This window comes from Ruegeria sp. ABV3_008 (assembly GCF_056161185.1).
Window position 1 is genome coordinate 200,500 of record NZ_JBSWYP010000001.1, and the last position, 16,455, is coordinate 216,954.

The following is a 16,455-nucleotide window of genomic DNA, read 5'->3' on the forward strand; positions in this document are numbered from 1 at the left end:
TTGGATACTGAATTATATTATTGAAATTAAATGATAATATAAAGTTCCGCGTTCATTCCGGATGGAGATATCCACAATATGTCTACTAAGTTTGACAAATCCGTCCACTTGAACCAGACTGATCCGAGGTCAGTTAACCACCCCAATAACGATTCCAGTCGCAGCCCTTTAACAAGGATTGGATACTCCGATGCCACCTGTCGATCCATTTCAAGGCAATCGACCACTGGATCAAAACCAACTTGAAGCGTTTGCGAAGCAGGTCTTGAGTTCCCTTGACTCGCAGTCACAGAACCCGTCGTTGCTGGATCTCAATGAGGTGACAGATTGGCTGTTTGCCGAGGTGATGTACGACGGAGACTTTTCTCAAGAAACGGCAATTGATTTCTTGAGGGAAACTGGTGTGTCATCGTCCGAGATTATTGACATATGCATCCCTGAAGCCGCTCGTCGCGCTGGTCAGATGTGGGTGGATGATGAAGCGAGTTTCGCGACGGTAACATTTGCGTCTTCGCGTCTCTATGCACTGTGCAAGGCCTTGTCAGATAACTGGGACATGCGCCCGCGTCGTACTGGGCAGCCCACGATCCTTGTCGCTATAGCACCTGGTGAGCAGCACATGATCGGATCAGTCGTGATGACGTCGCAGTTGCGCCGCATGGGATGTTCCGTTCAGTTGATCGCCGGAGCCAAACAAAAGGAAGTGGTATCATGCATTCGGCGGGGGCGGTTTGATGCTGCGCTGATCTCCTGTGCTGGAACCCAGGCTCTTGACAATGCGGTACGTTTGATCACACGTATTCGGTCAGAAATAAACCGGCCGCCAAGGCTGGTTATTGGCGGGGCAATAGAGAAGCAGGTGAAGTTGACTTCAACAGGAACAGGCGCGGATATTACCACATCCAACTTCGAAGTTGCGCTTGCCGGACTGGCGAACGCCAAGGATCGTGCGGGTCCTCTCGCGGCTCAATGACATGACGTCGGGCAAGCCGAACCCTTGGCAGATCGCCGCACTGCCAATGATCGAACCAGAGTTCTTAGCAGGCGTTCTTTCTGAAGCGTCAGATATAGCATTGATCATAGATGCAGAGGGCGTGGTCATGGCCGCGTTGGTCAGCGAAAACGGTGCCCCTTACGGCGATCTGGATCATTGGGTTGGCAACAATCTGACAGACTATTTGACCGAGGAGTGCCTTCCCAAGCTGGACCGCATACTCAAGCAGACTGCCGAAAGCGCCAGTATTCAGCAGGTCGAATTGAACCATCGGGACAAAATGGCTTGGCAATATCCGGTTCGATATTCGATACATCCGGTCGGACACAGCGAGCCTGCCATCCTGATGCTTGGGCGTGATTTGCGACAAGTCGCTGAAACTCAACAGCAATTGGTTCAGGCCCAACTGGCGTTGGAGCAAGGCTATGAGGAGCGGCGTGAGTTTGACGCGCGCTACCGCATGCTGATGTCGGTCACGCGTGACGCTTTTGCGTTGGTGTCGGTCACAGATGGGCGTATTCGCGATTTGAACGATGCGGCCGCGCATCTGTTAGGGGCTGCTAAAGACCAGCTTCAGGGCCAGCCCTTTGCAAATGAATTCAAGGATCGCGGACGTTCCGAATTTGTTCAGAACATTTTGGCTCTGGCGCTTTCAGAGGTCGACGCTGAGGTGACCATTCAGGCCAAGCGTACGCGCAGTGACATAACGATAACGCCGATTAGTTTCCGGGCCGGCGGGGAGCGTTTGCTGATCTGTCGTCTGGAATCTGGCACAACGGAAGAACACGCCAGCGATCAGCTGTCGGACAATCTGGCTCGGCTGTTCCGGACGGGGACTGAGGCGATTGTTTTCACGGATAGCAAGGGTGTCATTCAGTCGGCAAATGAAGCATTTCTCAGGCTCGTCGATTTTGCCCATCACGTAGACGTGCGGGGAACCAGCCTGGCTGAATACATGTCGCGCGGTCAGATTGACCTGAATGTACTGCTTGATAATGCAATGAAATCAGGTCGCATGTCCGTATATGCGACCAAGTTTTGCAACGACGTGGGCGTTTGGACAGCTGCCGAGGTCTCGGTTTCCTATTTGAACAGCCGCTCTAATCCATCCGTCGCATTTGTGATCCGGGACGCAACGCGGTCCGAGGCGATGCGGGCGCCGGTCAACAATCGTCAGAATCTGGCGGGTGGGGACGTGGTTGATCTGGTGGGTTCGGCGCATCTCAAGGAAATCGTGTCCCAGACCACGGATGTGATCGAGCGCATGTGCATTGAGACGGCGATTGAGCTAACGGGCAATAACCGGGCTGCCGCTGCCGAAATGTTGGGCCTGTCGCGCCAAAGTCTATACGTCAAGTTGCACAAGCTGGGAATTCAGGAAAAACAAGACGGCGAATAGCGCGCGTTTTTCTTGCATCGACTCAAGTTGTCAATCAAGATTGACACATGAGCGCAAATCCTGATTTACACTCATCCTCCTGGCCGCAGCCACTGGCGGCGTTGGAGTTGATCAAGCCCATCACCTGGTTTCCACCGATGTGGGCGTTTTTGTGCGGGGTGGTGTCCTCGGGCGGCGCATTGTCTGGACAGATCGGATTGATCCTGTTGGGCCTCGTCCTTGCCGGCCCGATTGTCTGCGGAATGAGTCAGGCCGCGAATGACTGGTGCGACCGTCATGTCGACAAGATCAACGAGCCCCACCGCCCTATTCCGTCGGGTCGTATCCCCGGTATGTGGGGGGCTTGGATCGCCATCGCGATGAGCGTTCTGGCCTTGGCGGTCGGTTGGCAGTTGGGGCCCTGGGGCTTTGGCGCAACCGTGTTTGGAGTGCTTGCAGCCTGGGCCTATTCGGCTGAACCCGTACGGCTGAAACGTTCAGGCTGGTGGGGTCCGGGCCTTGTGGCCCTGTGTTACGAAGGCCTGCCCTGGTTCACCGGCGCGGCGGTTCTGTCGGCTGGGGCACCTTCCTCGCAAGTCGTGATCATCGCTGCGCTCTATGCGCTTGGCGCGCATGGGATCATGACGTTGAATGATTTCAAGGCGTTAGAGGGTGATCGGCAATTGGGGATCAACTCCCTTCCGGTGACACTCGGACCTGAGCGCGCTGCTCGTTTGGCATGTTGGATGATGATTGTGCCGCAAATGGCCGTCATTGCTCTGTTGACGCTTTGGGGCCAACCGATCTTTGCTGTGGCTATCCTGGCTGCAGTGATCGGTCAGCTGATGGCAATGCGCGTCTTGCTGAAAGACCCCAAAGCAAAGGCACCTTGGTACAACGGCACCGGCGTATCCCTTTACGTCGGTGGCATGATGATCGCGGCCTTTGGCCTGCGTGGATTGGAGGCTTTGGTATGAGCAACTCCGGATATCTCTCTTGGATCGGAATTGTCCGGCTGGGTCTGGTTCAGATGTGTTTGGGGAGCATCGTAGTTCTCACAACATCGACCCTGAACCGGCTTATGGTGGTCGAACTGGCGCTGCCTGCGATCCTGCCGGGCCTTTTGGTGGGTCTGCATTACGGTATTCAGATTTCTCGCCCACATTGGGGCTTTCTGTCGGACGCGACGGGGCGGAGGACCCCATGGGTTATCGGGGGCATGGCGATCCTTGCGTTTGGGGCTTTGGGTGCGGCGTTCTGCATTCCGCTCTTTGGCGAGAGCTTCTGGTTAGCGCTGTTCCTGTCGGTCCTCTCGTACACAGCGATCGGCGTGGGGGTCGGCGCGTCAGGCACGTCATTGCTGGCTTTACTCGCTACTGCCACGGCGCCTCGCCGCCGCGCGGCTGCTGCAACGATCACATGGCTTATGATGATTGCCGGGATCGCGATTACCGCCGCATCTGTTGGTGCGATGCTCGATCCGTATAGCCCGTTCAGACTGCTTGTCATCGTCGCGTGTGTCGGGTTGGGCGCCGTAGTTCTGACGTCTGTGGCCACATGGCGCATCGAGGCGGGCGTAGAGACTGTTATACGGCCATCGAAAGCTAAGCTGCGATTCCGCGACGCTCTGCGCGACGTCTGGGCGGATGATGCGGCACGCAGGTTCACTGTGTTTGTCTTCCTGTCGATGACAGCCTTCTTCATGCAGGAATTGATCTTAGAACCCTATGCGGGACTGGTATTCGGCTTTACGCCGGGCGAATCCACATCCCTGTCTGGGGCACAAAACGGCGGGGTATTCCTTGGGATGCTCTCAGTTGGGATCGCCGTAACCGGGCTGAGGATCGGATCGCTGCGCGGTTGGGTGGTTGCAGGCTGCCTGGGTTCTGCGGTCAGTCTGGGGGTGATCTTCGCGATGGGCCAGATGGGGCCGGGTGCCCCACTGATATGGGCCGTTGTGGCGCTTGGCTTCTTCAATGGCATGTTCGCTGTGGCTGCGATCGGCGCCATGATGGAACTGGCCGGTGAGCATGCCAGTGGACAAGAAGGCACGCGCATGGGGCTTTGGGGTGCAGCACAAGCAATTGCCGCTGGTGTCGGAGGTTTGCTGGGCGCAGCGGCGGCGGATGTATTCCGGTCAGCGATGTCGGATGCAAACGCGTTCGGAGCGGTCTTCCTCGCCGAAGCTGCCCTGTTTGTCGCCGCTGCAATCCTTGCCGATCAAGTCATTCACGAAACACGGCGTGATACGCACGTCGTTGCGGGAGAATAGCCATGTATGATGTCGTAGTCGTCGGTGGCGGCCCAGCCGGAGCCACAGCCGCCGAAGATCTGGCAAAAGCCGGGCATAAGGTTTGCATGCTTGACCGGGACGGGCGGATCAAGCCTTGTGGCGGGGCGATCCCGCCGCGTTTGATCGAGGACTACAACATCCCTGACGAACAATTGGTGGCCAAGATCAACACGGCGCGCATGATCTCTCCGACCGGGCGGCAGGTGGATATTGCCATCGAAAACGGATTTGTCGGGATGGTCGACAGAGAGTATTTTGATGAATTCCTGCGCCAGCGGGCACAATCCGCCGGTGCGCGGCGCCATACGGGGACGTTCCTGCGGATCGAACGAGACGAACGCGGCCCTTCGGTTGTCTATCGGGAAAAACAGAGCAAGGAAGAGGTGAAACTGCCCACGCGGCTGATCATCGGTGCGGATGGAGCGCGGTCAAACGTTGCGCGGGCCGAGGTTCCCGGTGGTGACAAGATCCCCTATGTCATTGCTTATCATGAGATTATCGAAGCACCGGACGCGGTGCAGGCCTATGATCCGACCCGATGTGACGTGGTCTATGATGGATCGATTTCTCCAGATTTCTATGGCTGGGTGTTCCCTCACGGCCAGACCGCCAGCGTAGGTATGGGGACCGGTATCAACGGGTTCGACCTCAAGAAAGCGACGAAGGAGCTGCGGAGCGTATCCGGTTTGGAGGGGTGCCGTACAATCCGTCACGAAGGCGCACCGATTCCGCTAAAACCATTGGATCGCTGGGACAACGGTCGCGACGTCGTTCTGGCTGGGGATGCTGCAGGCGTGGTGGCTCCAAGCTCGGGCGAGGGGATCTACTACGCGATGGTAGGTGGCACGGTTGCGGCAACCGCTGCGCAAGCCTGCCTTGCCTCATGCAAGGTTTCCGACCTCAAACTGGCGCGGCGACTGTTCCTGAAAGAGCATAAGACGGTTTTCCGCGTGCTGGCTTCGATGCAAAACGCCTATTACCGCTCAGACGACCGACGCGAGCGGTTCGTGTCGCTATGCCATGACATCGATGTGCAGCGCCTGACGTTCGAGGCCTATATGAACAAGAAACTGGTCAAGGCGCGCCCGATGGCGCATGTGCGCATCGGTCTGAAGAACCTTGCGCATCTGACGGGGCTGGTTCGGGCGGAATTCGTATGAACACGATGATTCCCGCTTGGCTCGACGGCAGTCTGCAACCTGTAGAAAAGCTGAAAGCGCATCAGTTGGGTCTGCGTCACAAGGCGGTATCAGTCTTTGTTCTGCGGGGGCCGACCTTGTTGTTGCAGAAACGGGCTGCGGGTAAATACCACACGCCGGGCCTCTGGGCGAATACGTGTTGCACCCATCCGCAGTGGAATGAGGTCTCGCTTGATTGTGCAACTCGACGCTTGCGCGAAGAGTTGGGGATCACCGGTTTGTCGCCACGCTTCACCACTGTGCTGGAATATCGCGCCGACGTAGGGCAGGGGTTGATCGAGCATGAACTGGTCGACGTCTTTTGTGCCGAAGCGCCCATTGACCTGGCGGTGAATGCAAACCCTCACGAGGTCTCGGATACGCGCTGGGTTCATGTGTCTGATCTAAATGCTGAGATCGAGCGCACGCCAGACGCTTTTACACCGTGGCTGCAGATTTACATGCGAAACCATGCGCAGAAAATTCTTGGACCGACCCTCACGGCCGACCTTTTATCTTAGCCATATCTGCTGGTTAGTCTACTGACGGGTTGTAAAGCATCCGTTTGCCGCCCGAAATCACCGAGATTTTTCTGGGCTTGTTCGACAGCAGCTTGAACGGCAGAATCCGCTGCGACATGAAACGTGTCCCAGACATCGCCGAGCGTTTGGTGCGGTGCTTCGTCAGCAGTTTCCAGTGCATCGCCCGCGATACCAGCCCGCGATTTGCGTTTGCATAGGGGTTCATGTCCGGGGTCAGGAATCTGGGATGATCGCGCAGAATTTTCTGACCGATGAACAGGTCCATGTCAGGTTCGTCACGGACATACTGCGTTTCGGTTTCGACCTTTGCCGGCACGCTTTGGACGCTGTCCATGATCTTCATGGCGTTCCGTGCGGCCCCGAACGGGGTGAAAGGCGCGCGCATCACAATCAGTGTTGCCCCGTCTTCTTTCAGCATTTTGGCATAGACGGCTGCAGTATCTTTGGCGACCCGCGCGGCGTGAATTTTACCCGCCAGACCCCTTGCAGCTCCTTTGAAGACGTCGATATTTGCATCGGGATGCCCGGCTTCGCGCAGCGCTGTCCTCACGCCTTCGGCTGTGGTTTCGTCTGCGTATATTCTTGAAATTACAGTCGTCATGATCGCTCCTGTTCTTCAGTTCAATGTCGGGCACCGGTTCGGCGGGTTAGGTCGGTCTGGCTTTCGTCAACTCCATTTGCTTTCAGTTAAGGTAGGCCGAATGGTCAGGCCGGGTAGGGTGCAGGCGCAAGAGCGGCAAAACCGCAACGAGAGCGAAGGCAAGAAAGAGAATCTGCATCGAAAAGACCGGTAGATAGGCGACTTCGGGCGCAAACTGGTGATCACCCTGCAATTGCAGCATCAAATCTCGGATGACGCCGCCCAGTGCAACACCAGCACCAGCGGCTGTCGCCTGAACAGCCCCCCATGCGCCAAGCGCGAGCCCGGTTTGGGTTTTAGGCGCTGATCGCATGGTTGCGGTTAGCGTTCCATGACCAAACAGACCAGCACCGACACCGGTTGCAAAGGTTCCGGCCACGAACAGGGACAACCAATCCAGCGGCGAGGCCAGAATGATCGCGATGTAACCCGGAATGCCGACAAGAGCCCCCATCAGGCACATACGGGTGGGTGAGCCGCCCCGGCCCAGGATGCGCGAGGCAACAGCCAGACCAAACAACGTGCCAAGTGCCAGCGTCGCGGTGAGCTTAGTGGTCGCGGCAACCGACATTCTCAGAACCTGACCGCCATAGGGTTCGATGATCACATCCGCAATTCCGAAGGCGAAGGTTCCCAAAGCGATCACCGTTAGCAAACGTTTTGCTCCGGCCCGATTTGCAAACCTTTCCCAGGCGACTGAAAATGGCGGTGCTGGGACGGCTTTGACATGCCGACCTCTCGGCTCTTGTTTCCAAACTGAGAAACCGTTCAGAAGAACTGTAATGACTGCGGCACCTTGAATGACCTGGATCAGGCGTCCCGGGCTGTAGTTTTCAAGCAGCGCACCAAAGATGAATGCAGATCCAATCATCCCTATAAGCAGCATGACATACATCAGCCCAACGACCTTGGGCTGGTCCTCTTGCGGAACAAGGTCGGTCGCAAGCGCAAGGCCAACGGTCTGAACCATGTGAACTCCCGCGCCGACCAGCAGGAAAGACAACGCCGCCGAAGACAAGCCGATCCAGCGGGGGGCGTCGATCGCCTCGCCATAACCCGATAACACCAGCAGCGCGAAGGGCATGATGGCAAAGCCGCCGAATTGCAGCAGCGTACCGCGGTAAATGTATGGGAAGCGCCTTAAGCCAAGGGCCGAGCTGTGCGTATCTGATTTGAACCCAATCAACGCGCGCAAAGGTGCGAATAAAATGGGCAGGGCAATCATCACCGAAACCAATGCGGCGGAAACACCCAACTCGACAATCATCACCCGATTCAATGTGCCGACGAGCAGGACCAAGGCCATGCCAACAGTGACTTGAAACAAAGACAGTCGAAGAAGCCTTGTCATCGGAACATCATCGCTCGCCACGTCTGCGAAAGGCAGATACCGCGTGCTAAGCCGCGACAGCTTATTCAGTGCAAATGACCGATAGTCGAGCATTGCTCAATACTTGTCCCAAATCGTCTCATGCCAGCCGATATCTTCAAGCGACTGGTCTGTCCGGTGCCGCTTAGCACCGGACCCGTTCCGTTGTTTTTGCTGGCCTCAGTGCTCCGGAGGCGGAACCGCCTCGGATGCCGATGCCAGAACGGCTGGTGCTTCGACCGTCGCTACAGCCAGAGTACCATCCGGCATCTCTACCAGGATCCGATCGCCGCTGGACGCAGTGCTTGCAGAAACAAACGATGCTTTCGCGGTCGCTTCGCCATCTTCCTGCGGTAGCATCGCGGTTTCCTCACCGCTGCCTAAAGGCTGACCAGATAGGAAATCAGATACCCAAGTCGTGTTGCTGAGAACCGCTACATGAACCGCAAACGATCCAACCGCGACCGCTGACAAGAACAGCGGAATGCCAACAGTGGGTTTAACGACGAGCCAGATTTTTGAGTTGTTCATCTGATCGCTCCTTTCATCCGAGCCAAGGTGTTGCGACCGCGACAAGGATATGCGCGAGCAGAGCGATAACGCCAAACACACGGGTCCCGTCGATCAGGTAGCTGTGGACCTCTTCAGCCTCACGTAGGTTGAGACCGGTTGGCCATACTTTTTCTGGGTCGTCAGACATGATTGCCTCCCGTTGATCGGCTGTTGAAAATAACGTGCCAAAAACGCGTGGAACGGATCCTGCACGGCAAGTTCTCCGGTCGGGTGCGCACAGCCGATATGGAGCGCATTCAAAGAAACCGAAGTGTCATTATTATATGACAGTTAAAACTGTCAGGTCAATTAGACACTTTTTAGAGTCCGCATTTTGGAAAGATCCTGCCTTTCATCGCGACAACATTCCCAAAAATATGAATAGGAAACCCATTCAACTCGATTTCCAGAAGTTTCTTGTTCCACCATCTTCACGCTTGCCGGACTTCGAAAGGTTTACTTGACGCTGCGCTGTTTTCTAACGACACGCCTGCGAGTTTGACCCCATGGGGCACATGGCGTTCTCTGCCCGCAATCTTATTGGTGTTTGGTTCCTCGAATTTCTCCTTGAGGTTTGCGGAAGGCGGTTTCTTAGAAGCCTTTTTCCTCTTTGCTGTGCGTGGTGGGGGCGGGCATTTTTGAGCAGTAGTGGCCGCGACAAGGCGCTGTGTACGGTCGTTGAGCTTGGTCATGGATTACACCCATCTTGGTCTCTGGGGAATTCGGTTCGAACATCAAAAAAAACCGGGGTTTGATAGTCGATTTCCGGTGGGCAACGGATGCATGCACAATGAGCATGCCCGGCTCAGTATCCAGCAGCATTCGTGCCGCTGTTTGTATGCTTTGGATGTGCTACACCGTAGCACGTTCGAATCGAACGCCCCCGGAAACACCCCGGAATCCAAGGTAATCGTGCTACGCGAAGGTCGAAGGTGCATGGAGTTAGTGCTTTGAAAAATAACGCACAAAAAGCGGCACGCCTAAGCGTGGCACCCATGATGGACTGGACCGACCGCCATTGCCGGTTTTTGCATCGGCTGCTGAGTGAGCAGACGCTGCTTTACACCGAGATGGTAACCGCGCCCGCGCTGGTGCGTGGTGGAGCGTTGCATCTGTTGGATTATAGCCCGCAGGAACATCCAGTTGCTCTGCAGTTAGGTGGCTCGGACCCAGAAGAGCTGGCGCAGGCCGCGCGGCTTGGAGCTGAGGCCGGGTATGATGAGATCAACCTGAATTGCGGTTGCCCATCGGACCGGGTGCAATCGGGCACGTTTGGGGCTGTATTGATGAAAGACCCTGCGCGGGTCGCCGACTGCGTGGCCGCTATGGGTGAGGCTGTCTCGGTCGATGTGACCGTCAAATGCCGGATTGGCGTGGACGATCAGGAACCGCGCGACGTGCTGCCGGACTTTCTGGACAAGATACAGCAGGCCGGGTGCCGACGGGTGACGATCCACGCGCGCAAGGCGTGGCTACAGGGGCTCAGCCCGAAAGAGAACCGCGATATCCCTCCGCTCGACTATGACCTCGTTCATCAGATGAAGGCTGATTTCGCGGATCTTCACATATCGATCAATGGCGGCATTACCTCGTTGGACGAGGCGCAGACGCATCTGGAGGCCGGGCTGGACGGGGTGATGATTGGACGGGCGGCCTATCATCAGCCCTCGGACACTCTGTCTGAGGCGGATGTGCGGATTTACCAGAGCGGCAACGCTCGGGACCCGATCAAGGTGGCCCGGCAAATGGTGCCCTATATCGAGCAGCACCTTGTCAACGGAGGGCGTTTGCACCAGATCACGCGGCATATGCTTGGCCTCTTTGCCGGACGCCCCGGTGCACGGGCCTGGCGGCGCGCGCTGTCGGAAGGGGCGGTGCAGGATGGGGCAGGGCCCGAAGTGATGCTGAAGGCGCTCGATCACGTGGCGCCTCTGGCCGAGGTTTGAACGAATGAAGCCCGGTCTCTGACCGGTTTGGGGGGAAGATGCCCGAGACGATGTTGCTGGCCCAGATGCTGGGCCTTTTGCTTGTAATTGGCGCACTTGCGGGCGTTCTGGCGGGGCTGCTTGGCGTGGGCGGAGGCATCGTGCTTGTGCCTGCGTTTTTTTACGCGTTCCAAACGCTTGGATATGGCGGGCCGCAGTTGATGCAGCTGTGCCTGGCGACGTCCTTGGCGACGATCATCGTAACCTCGGTCCGGTCGGTGCTGGCCCATAACAAGAAGGGCGCCGTGGATTGGCAGATCCTGCGTGGATGGGGGCCGGGTATTGTCGTGGGGGCGATTGTCGGCGTGCTGGTCGCCTCGGCCTTGCGGACAGAGGCCCTGCAGGCGCTGTTCGGCGTTCTGGGCATGGTGATTGGTGCGTATCTGGGCTTTGGTCGCTCGGAATGGCGCTTGGGGGATGCGATGCCCAAGGGGATCAAGCGCGCGGTTCTGTCCCCGTCCGTTGGGTTCCTGTCGGTGCTGATGGGGATCGGAGGCGGCAGTTTCGGCGTCCCCCTTATGAGCCTTTACAACACGCCCATCCACCGGGCTGTGGCAACGGCTGCAGGGTTCGGAGTGATCATTGCCGTGCCGTCGGTGCTGGGCTTTCTTTTCCTGGAGATCGCCCCTGAACACAGGCCCCCGCTGACGATTGGGGCCGTGAACCTTGTGGCCTTCGGGCTTGTGGTCGCCATGACGATGATTACGGCCCCTTGGGGCGTCAAACTCGCTCATGCGATGGACCCGAAGCCGCTCAAGAGGGTCTTTGCACTGTTCCTGACACTGGTCGCTTTGAACATGCTGCGGAAGGCGTTGGGATGGTAGAGGATTTCTGGGCGAAGGGTTGGGTCAAATTCCCGTTCGACCTGGCTCTGGCGGAATGGATTGGGCAAGTTTTGCCCGCCGCTCAGCAGTCGGTCACGGCCCCTGAACATGCCGAATGGCTGGATTGCGAGGGCACATGGTTTGTTGGTGTCGACGCCTTGCCCAATGATGAACTGGGCAAAGTAGGGGCGTCAAATCCGCTGTCCGGGATGGCTATGGATTTCATCGCGGCGCATCTGGGCGCATTGCCGCTGCATCCGGGGCAGGTGTCGATCATCTATCCGGGGTATCCCCGCCCTCGGAAGGGTGAAAGCGAGGCCGCCGGGCGCTACAGGCGCAATCGCGACGCGGCGCATGTGGACGGGTTACGACCTATGGGGCCGGAGCGTCGTCGTCGCGTGGATGAACCGCATGCGTGGATTTTGGGCATTCCCCTGTCGGATGCCAGCCCCGATGCCTCGCCGATGGTGTTGTGGGAAGGTAGCCATATCCTTATGGGAGAGGCCTTCAGAGCGGCTTTTGCGGATCAGTCCCAGACCGATCTGAGTCAGGTCGACATCACCGATATATATCAGGCGACCCGCCGCGAGGTCTTCGAGACCTGCCCAAGGATCGAATTGCCTGCCAAACCCGGCGAGGCCTATCTGCTGCACCGCCATTGCCTGCATGGCGTTGCGCCATGGCCAGATGAGGCGACCGCGGGTCCGGATGGACGTATGATTGCCTATTTCCGCCCCGAATGCACAAACGGCGTCGCGGAGTGGATTGAAACACGATGATGTCTCGGTGGGGAAACGGTTCCCCCGTATTTCCCAAGCAGACCGCGCCCACATTTGCCCTGTTCGGGACTTGAGGGCTTCAAAACCCGGCTTGTCACGAAAAATGACGTAGGGTCACTTTGCGATAAGTTTATTGATTGCTGAGTCAATGAATATACAACGGACGGCGTTTTCTTCGTCGTTCCGGCTGAAAACTCTTTAGCCAGACCGTGCCGCTGCGGGTCGCCACTCACTCACGGAACCGGCTTTCGCCTCGCATTTTTCGAGGCGTGCGTCCGACCCGCAGCAGGCACACTTAATTGATTGGTTCTTAATGTCTTTCAAAAGCTTTCTACGACGCTTTTCCAAGCTGCACGATCACGCGCAACCCGTGACTGTCGCCACCACGATGGAACGGTCTGCCAAACATCCAAGAACCAGCCGGTCTGAATATTCTGACCTGTTCAAGGATGAACTCGCGACCCGACAGGCGGGCAGGCGTGACAAAGCAAAGAACGAAACCAGCCCGGTGGAGTGAGCGGTTAGCTTTTCAGACGAGCGGCCCGTCCGCCGCGCCGTTTGGCAAGGCGTGGTTTGCGGGCGGGCAGAGCCTCCATGATTTCGGCGCGTTCGCTGCTGTCCATGCGGGACCAGCGCGCGATCTCATCAAGGGTGCGGTAACAGCCGGTGCAAATCTGTTCTGTCGGGTGGACAACACATATTCGTACACAGGGGCTTTCGACCTCATCGCGCTGCCAAACCATGTTCGTCATTCGTGGTCTCCGACCCGTTACAAAAAGCGCAGCCTGTCCAGCGCTCCCTGCAAGATATACCCTGCTGCAACGTGATCAATAACCTGTCCGCGACGTTTTCGTGTCGTATCCGCCTCTAAAAGTGCCTTTTCTGCCGCAACTGTGCTCAGACGCTCGTCCCAAAAGCCGATGGGGCAGTCGGTCAGACGGGTTAAGTTGCGGGCAAAGGCACGGGTAGATTGGCAACGGGGGCCTTCGGAACCGTCCATGTTTTTTGGTAGCCCGAGGATGACGCCGCCTATCTCGCGATCCTTGATCAACTCAAGCAAGCGCGCGGAATCGACGGTGAATTTCTTGCGGCGCACGGTCTCCAGAGGGCTGGCCACCCCGCGCATCCGGTCCGAGACCGCCACGCCGATGGTCTTTTCACCCAGATCCAGCCCCATAAGCGCCGTCATCGGCGACAGGGAAGCGGCGAAACCCTCAAAATCGTCGTGGATCATTGGGCAATACCGGCTTGCAGGGCGGCTGCGTCGATCATCTCAAGCGCCTCGGGGTTGTCGGCAAAGAGGATCTCGGCTTCGTCGCGAATATCTATTGCACGCTGGGCCTGACCCAAAACGCCAAGCGCCGCGATCAGGCGCGCCCAGTCCTGAGGAGGACCGCCCTCAGTCGCCAGGCGATCAGACAGACGGTCAACCATGCCTTGGATCATCTCTTGCCGTTCTTCCGGGGTCATCTCGGCTGCGGCGGCGACATCGTCCTGACTTGGGCCGGGCTGCCCCAATGAGCTGGGGTCTGGGCCGTTGAAAACCCCCGCGCGAAAGGCAAGCTCATCCAATTGGGCGCGAATGGCATCACCCCAGGGTGCGCCCGCTGGCGCATCCCGCGCGGTGTCGACCCAGACACGATAGGCGAGGTCGGGACGTCCGGTCTGGGCCAGCATCTGCCCCCAGTAGTAGCGTGCCGGGCCGTGTCGGGGATCACGTTCAAGCGCGGCGGCCAGAACTTGCTCGGCCTCGGGCGAGATGTAGCCGCCTGCTGCAAGGATCATCTTTTCGGCCAGATCCGAGTAGTCATCGGCTGTTGCTGCCTGACCCGAAAGCTCAATAACGCGTTGCTGCGCGGCATAAGCAGCCTTGAAGTTCCCAGCATTGGCTTCGTGCTGTGTCAGCAGGATATGCCCTTGCAGGTCATTCGGCCGGGCCGCCACGGTGTCGCGCAGTTGCTGGAGCAGCGTTGCGTAGCTTTCTTCTAGTTGTCGCGGCTTCGGCGGTGTGGCAAGGGCTTCGGCCGCTTCTTGCGCCGGGCGGTTCGTCCGGACCTCCTCGGCCAATGCCAGCCTTGCGGTCAGGGGCTGGTCGGGCAGGCCGACGGCACCGGTTCGGTAATACAGCGCTAGCGCGCCACCGATCACGACCAGCATTACGATTGCGATGGTGACGACGGAAAACCCACGCGACGGGCCAGAGGTTGCCCGGTCGCCCTGCATCTGGGCGTCTGCTGCCAGAATGCGGCGTGAGATCTCGGTGCGGACCCTTTCGGCATCGGCTTCGCCAATGACACCACGGGCCAGATCACGGTCCACACCGGCCAGTTGTTCGCGGTAGACGCGCAGATCGTAGGCTGCGGTTGGCTCGTCCGCGCGGCGGCCGCGCAAAAGCGTGTAGCCGAGGAACCCTGCGACCAGCAGCGCGATCAGACATGAAATGACCCAGAACGTCATGCTCTCTCCTGAAATTCTGCCCTGACTTAGACCTGCGGGCCGCCTAAAAAAAGGGACAAATGGCCGCGAATGTGCCACATGTCGCAATAGTGCTATATTGCGGCGTTGACCGGCGTGGATATACCCGGTCGACGCGGCATACCTGCGCCAATCACCGAACCGGATGGATTCGCTTATGAAACACTATTCAGCCTTTGCTGTCGCGCGCGAAGCGTTGCGCTATCACACCGGATGGGAGCGCGCATGGCGCTCGCCCGAGCCAAAGAAAAAATACGACGTCATCATCGTCGGTGCCGGGGGGCATGGTCTGGCGACCGCCTACTACCTTGGTAAAAACTACGGCATCCAGAACGTCGCCATCATCGAAAAAGGATGGCTGGGCGGCGGGAACACGGGCCGGAACACGACCATCATCCGGTCGAACTACCTGCAGGATCCTTCGGCGGCGCTCTATGAAAAGGCGCGGGGCCTCTATGAGGACCTGAGTCAGGACCTGAACTATAACATTATGTTCAGCCCCCGCGGCGTGATCATGCTGGCGCAGACTCAGCACGAAATTCGCGGCTACCAGCGCACGGCGCATGCCAATGCGCTGCAGGGTGTTCAGACTGAGTGGATCGGACCCGAACGCGTGAAAGAGCTGGTGCCGATCATCAATCTGGACGGTCCGCGCTACCCGGTTCTGGGTGGCCTTTGGCAGGAACGCGGCGGCACTGCGCGTCATGATGCAGTGGCTTGGGGCTATGCACGCGCCTGTTCGGCCATGGGCATGGATATCATTCAGAAATGCGAAGTCACCGGCGTGCGCTCGGACAATGGTCGCGTTGTTGGCGTTGATACCACCAAGGGGGCGATCGACTGCGACAAACTGGGGATCGTGGTTGCGGGCCATTCCGGACAGCTGGCCGAGATGGCAGGCTTCCGCTTGCCGCTGGAAGCCGTTGCGCTGCAGGCCCTGGTGTCCGAGCCGATCAAGCCCTGCATGGACGTGGTCGTGATGGCCAACACTGTTCACGGCTACATGTCGCAGTCCGACAAGGGCGAGATGGTGATCGGCGGCGGTACCGACGGGTTCAACAACTTCACCCAGCGTGGCAGCTTCCATCACATCGAGGAAACCGTCCGCGCACTGGTCGAGACCTTCCCAATGATCTCGCGCCTGAAAATGCTGCGTCAGTGGGGCGGGATTGTGGATATGACCGGCGACCGGTCTCCGATCCTGTCGAAAACGCCGCTTCAGGGCTGTTTCATCAACGCAGGTTGGGGAACCGGTGGCTTCAAGGCCATTCCGGGCTCGGGCTGGGGTATGGCACAGCTGATGGCGACAGGTCATTCACCACTGACCGAGGCCTTCTCGATGGACCGCTTCAAAGAGGGTCGCTTCATCGACGAAAGCGTCGCCGCCGGGGTGGCGCACTGATGGTTAAACCGGAAACATGCTTTCGGTTGGGGTTAACGATCATG

19 protein-coding genes are annotated in these 16,455 nt (G+C 58.1%); 11 read left to right on the top strand and 8 right to left on the bottom strand.

What is annotated here, in order from left to right; translation table 11 throughout:
* Positions 1-190: 190 nt before the first annotated feature.
* The 6 genes from ACXAH8_RS00980 to idi are packed head-to-tail and all read left to right on the top strand — an operon-like array spanning position 191 to position 6,364.
* Complete coding sequence (locus ACXAH8_RS00980; protein ID WP_475215361.1) at positions 191-973, top strand: cobalamin B12-binding domain-containing protein; 783 nt, start codon at positions 191-193, stop codon at positions 971-973.
* Positions 948-2,393 carry a transcriptional regulator PpsR gene (gene ppsR / locus ACXAH8_RS00985; protein ID WP_475215362.1) on the top strand — a complete coding sequence of 482 codons (1,446 nt, stop codon included), beginning with the start codon at positions 948-950 and terminating at the stop codon, positions 2,391-2,393. Before ACXAH8_RS00980 ends, ppsR begins: the two co-directional genes overlap by 26 nt.
* A 47-nt stretch (positions 2,394-2,440) precedes the next feature.
* Positions 2,441-3,349, top strand: coding sequence for a chlorophyll synthase ChlG (gene chlG / locus ACXAH8_RS00990; RefSeq protein WP_475215365.1), 909 nt, complete (start codon positions 2,441-2,443; stop codon positions 3,347-3,349).
* Positions 3,346-4,644, top strand: coding sequence for a BCD family MFS transporter (locus ACXAH8_RS00995; RefSeq protein ID WP_475215367.1), 1,299 nt, complete (start codon positions 3,346-3,348; stop codon positions 4,642-4,644). The genes chlG and ACXAH8_RS00995 overlap by 4 nt, the downstream gene beginning before the upstream one ends.
* 2 nt (positions 4,645-4,646) lie before the next feature.
* Complete coding sequence (locus tag ACXAH8_RS01000) at positions 4,647-5,825, top strand: geranylgeranyl diphosphate reductase (RefSeq protein ID WP_475215368.1); 1,179 nt, start codon at positions 4,647-4,649, stop codon at positions 5,823-5,825.
* Positions 5,822-6,364, top strand: a complete 543-nt coding sequence (gene idi, locus ACXAH8_RS01005) for an isopentenyl-diphosphate delta-isomerase (protein WP_475215369.1) — start codon at positions 5,822-5,824, stop codon at positions 6,362-6,364. Before ACXAH8_RS01000 ends, idi begins: the two co-directional genes overlap by 4 nt.
* 13 nt (positions 6,365-6,377) lie before the next feature.
* Here idi and ACXAH8_RS01010 read toward each other — a convergent pair whose 3' ends face one another.
* The 5 genes from ACXAH8_RS01010 to ACXAH8_RS01030 form a co-directional block, all read right to left on the bottom strand.
* Positions 6,378-6,986, bottom strand: a complete 609-nt coding sequence (locus ACXAH8_RS01010; RefSeq protein WP_171668510.1) for a hypothetical protein — start codon at positions 6,984-6,986, stop codon at positions 6,378-6,380.
* 82 nt (positions 6,987-7,068) lie between these two features.
* The gene (locus ACXAH8_RS01015; protein WP_475215371.1) at positions 7,069-8,469 is read right to left on the bottom strand and encodes a PucC family protein; all 1,401 of its coding nucleotides are present in this window, start codon (positions 8,467-8,469) and stop codon (positions 7,069-7,071) included.
* A gap of 105 nt (positions 8,470-8,574) precedes the next feature.
* Positions 8,575-8,925 carry a light-harvesting protein gene (locus tag ACXAH8_RS01020; protein WP_475215373.1) on the bottom strand — a complete coding sequence of 117 codons (351 nt, stop codon included), beginning with the start codon at positions 8,923-8,925 and terminating at the stop codon, positions 8,575-8,577.
* Between the two features lie 13 nt (positions 8,926-8,938).
* Complete coding sequence (gene pufB / locus ACXAH8_RS01025) at positions 8,939-9,094, bottom strand: light-harvesting antenna LH1, beta subunit (RefSeq protein ID WP_152458403.1); 156 nt, start codon at positions 9,092-9,094, stop codon at positions 8,939-8,941.
* 283 nt (positions 9,095-9,377) lie between these two features.
* Positions 9,378-9,638 (bottom strand): hypothetical protein, encoded by a 261-nt coding sequence (locus ACXAH8_RS01030; protein WP_475215375.1) that lies wholly within the window; start codon positions 9,636-9,638, stop codon positions 9,378-9,380.
* Between the two features lie 258 nt (positions 9,639-9,896).
* Between ACXAH8_RS01030 and dusA the strand changes: the two genes are divergently transcribed.
* The 4 genes from dusA to ACXAH8_RS01050 all read left to right on the top strand — a co-directional run bounded on the left by dusA (position 9,897) and on the right by ACXAH8_RS01050 (position 13,051).
* Entirely contained in the window at positions 9,897-10,892 is a 996-nt protein-coding gene (dusA, locus tag ACXAH8_RS01035) for a tRNA dihydrouridine(20/20a) synthase DusA (protein ID WP_475215376.1), read from the top strand.
* Between the two features lie 38 nt (positions 10,893-10,930).
* Positions 10,931-11,755 carry a sulfite exporter TauE/SafE family protein gene (locus ACXAH8_RS01040; protein ID WP_170465961.1) on the top strand — a complete coding sequence of 275 codons (825 nt, stop codon included), beginning with the start codon at positions 10,931-10,933 and terminating at the stop codon, positions 11,753-11,755.
* Positions 11,749-12,534, top strand: a complete 786-nt coding sequence (locus ACXAH8_RS01045) for a hypothetical protein (RefSeq protein ID WP_475215377.1) — start codon at positions 11,749-11,751, stop codon at positions 12,532-12,534. Before ACXAH8_RS01040 ends, ACXAH8_RS01045 begins: the two co-directional genes overlap by 7 nt.
* 313 nt (positions 12,535-12,847) lie before the next feature.
* Positions 12,848-13,051, top strand: a complete 204-nt coding sequence (locus ACXAH8_RS01050) for a hypothetical protein (protein ID WP_475215379.1) — start codon at positions 12,848-12,850, stop codon at positions 13,049-13,051.
* A 4-nt stretch (positions 13,052-13,055) separates the two neighbouring features.
* Here ACXAH8_RS01050 and ACXAH8_RS01055 read toward each other — a convergent pair whose 3' ends face one another.
* Genes ACXAH8_RS01055 through ccmI form a run of 3 tightly spaced genes read right to left on the bottom strand, consistent with a single transcriptional unit; the run spans position 13,056 to position 14,991 of the window.
* Positions 13,056-13,286, bottom strand: coding sequence for a DUF1289 domain-containing protein (locus ACXAH8_RS01055; protein WP_170458987.1), 231 nt, complete (start codon positions 13,284-13,286; stop codon positions 13,056-13,058).
* A 17-nt stretch (positions 13,287-13,303) separates the two neighbouring features.
* Positions 13,304-13,768: a Holliday junction resolvase RuvX gene (ruvX, locus tag ACXAH8_RS01060; protein ID WP_170374098.1), complete on the bottom strand. Its 465-nt coding sequence runs from the start codon at positions 13,766-13,768 to the stop codon at positions 13,304-13,306.
* On the bottom strand, positions 13,765-14,991 hold the full coding sequence (ccmI, locus tag ACXAH8_RS01065) for a c-type cytochrome biogenesis protein CcmI (RefSeq protein WP_475215380.1): 1,227 nt from the start codon (positions 14,989-14,991) through the stop codon (positions 13,765-13,767). Before ccmI ends, ruvX begins: the two co-directional genes overlap by 4 nt.
* 175 nt (positions 14,992-15,166) lie before the next feature.
* Here ccmI and ACXAH8_RS01070 point away from each other — a divergent pair, with 175 nt between their 5' ends.
* A complete protein-coding gene (locus ACXAH8_RS01070; protein WP_170666423.1) occupies positions 15,167-16,411 on the top strand; it encodes a sarcosine oxidase subunit beta family protein in 1,245 nt (414 codons plus the stop codon).
* Positions 16,412-16,455: the final 44 nt, after the last annotated feature.

Excerpts from the sequence above, each read along its gene's own strand:
- ACXAH8_RS01055 (WP_170458987.1), bottom strand. The coding sequence starts at position 13,286 with ATGACGAACATGGTTTGGCAGCGCGATGAGGTCGAAAGCCCCTGTGTA.
- ACXAH8_RS00995 (WP_475215367.1), top strand. The coding sequence starts at position 3,346 with ATGAGCAACTCCGGATATCTCTCTTGGATCGGAATTGTCCGGCTGGGT.
- ACXAH8_RS01030 (WP_475215375.1), bottom strand. The coding sequence starts at position 9,638 with ATGACCAAGCTCAACGACCGTACACAGCGCCTTGTCGCGGCCACTACT.
- ACXAH8_RS01015 (WP_475215371.1), bottom strand. The coding sequence starts at position 8,469 with ATGCTCGACTATCGGTCATTTGCACTGAATAAGCTGTCGCGGCTTAGC.
- ACXAH8_RS01050 (WP_475215379.1), top strand. The coding sequence starts at position 12,848 with ATGTCTTTCAAAAGCTTTCTACGACGCTTTTCCAAGCTGCACGATCAC.
- idi (WP_475215369.1), top strand. The coding sequence starts at position 5,822 with ATGAACACGATGATTCCCGCTTGGCTCGACGGCAGTCTGCAACCTGTA.
- ccmI (WP_475215380.1), bottom strand. The coding sequence starts at position 14,991 with ATGACGTTCTGGGTCATTTCATGTCTGATCGCGCTGCTGGTCGCAGGG.
- chlG (WP_475215365.1), top strand. The coding sequence starts at position 2,441 with ATGAGCGCAAATCCTGATTTACACTCATCCTCCTGGCCGCAGCCACTG.
- ACXAH8_RS01020 (WP_475215373.1), bottom strand. The coding sequence starts at position 8,925 with ATGAACAACTCAAAAATCTGGCTCGTCGTTAAACCCACTGTTGGCATT.
- ACXAH8_RS01000 (WP_475215368.1), top strand. The coding sequence starts at position 4,647 with ATGTATGATGTCGTAGTCGTCGGTGGCGGCCCAGCCGGAGCCACAGCC.
- ruvX (WP_170374098.1), bottom strand. The coding sequence starts at position 13,768 with ATGATCCACGACGATTTTGAGGGTTTCGCCGCTTCCCTGTCGCCGATG.
- ACXAH8_RS01070 (WP_170666423.1), top strand. The coding sequence starts at position 15,167 with ATGAAACACTATTCAGCCTTTGCTGTCGCGCGCGAAGCGTTGCGCTAT.
- ACXAH8_RS00980 (WP_475215361.1), top strand. The coding sequence starts at position 191 with ATGCCACCTGTCGATCCATTTCAAGGCAATCGACCACTGGATCAAAAC.
- ACXAH8_RS01040 (WP_170465961.1), top strand. The coding sequence starts at position 10,931 with ATGCCCGAGACGATGTTGCTGGCCCAGATGCTGGGCCTTTTGCTTGTA.
- ACXAH8_RS01010 (WP_171668510.1), bottom strand. The coding sequence starts at position 6,986 with ATGACGACTGTAATTTCAAGAATATACGCAGACGAAACCACAGCCGAA.
- ACXAH8_RS01045 (WP_475215377.1), top strand. The coding sequence starts at position 11,749 with ATGGTAGAGGATTTCTGGGCGAAGGGTTGGGTCAAATTCCCGTTCGAC.
- pufB (WP_152458403.1), bottom strand. The coding sequence starts at position 9,094 with ATGTCTGACGACCCAGAAAAAGTATGGCCAACCGGTCTCAACCTACGT.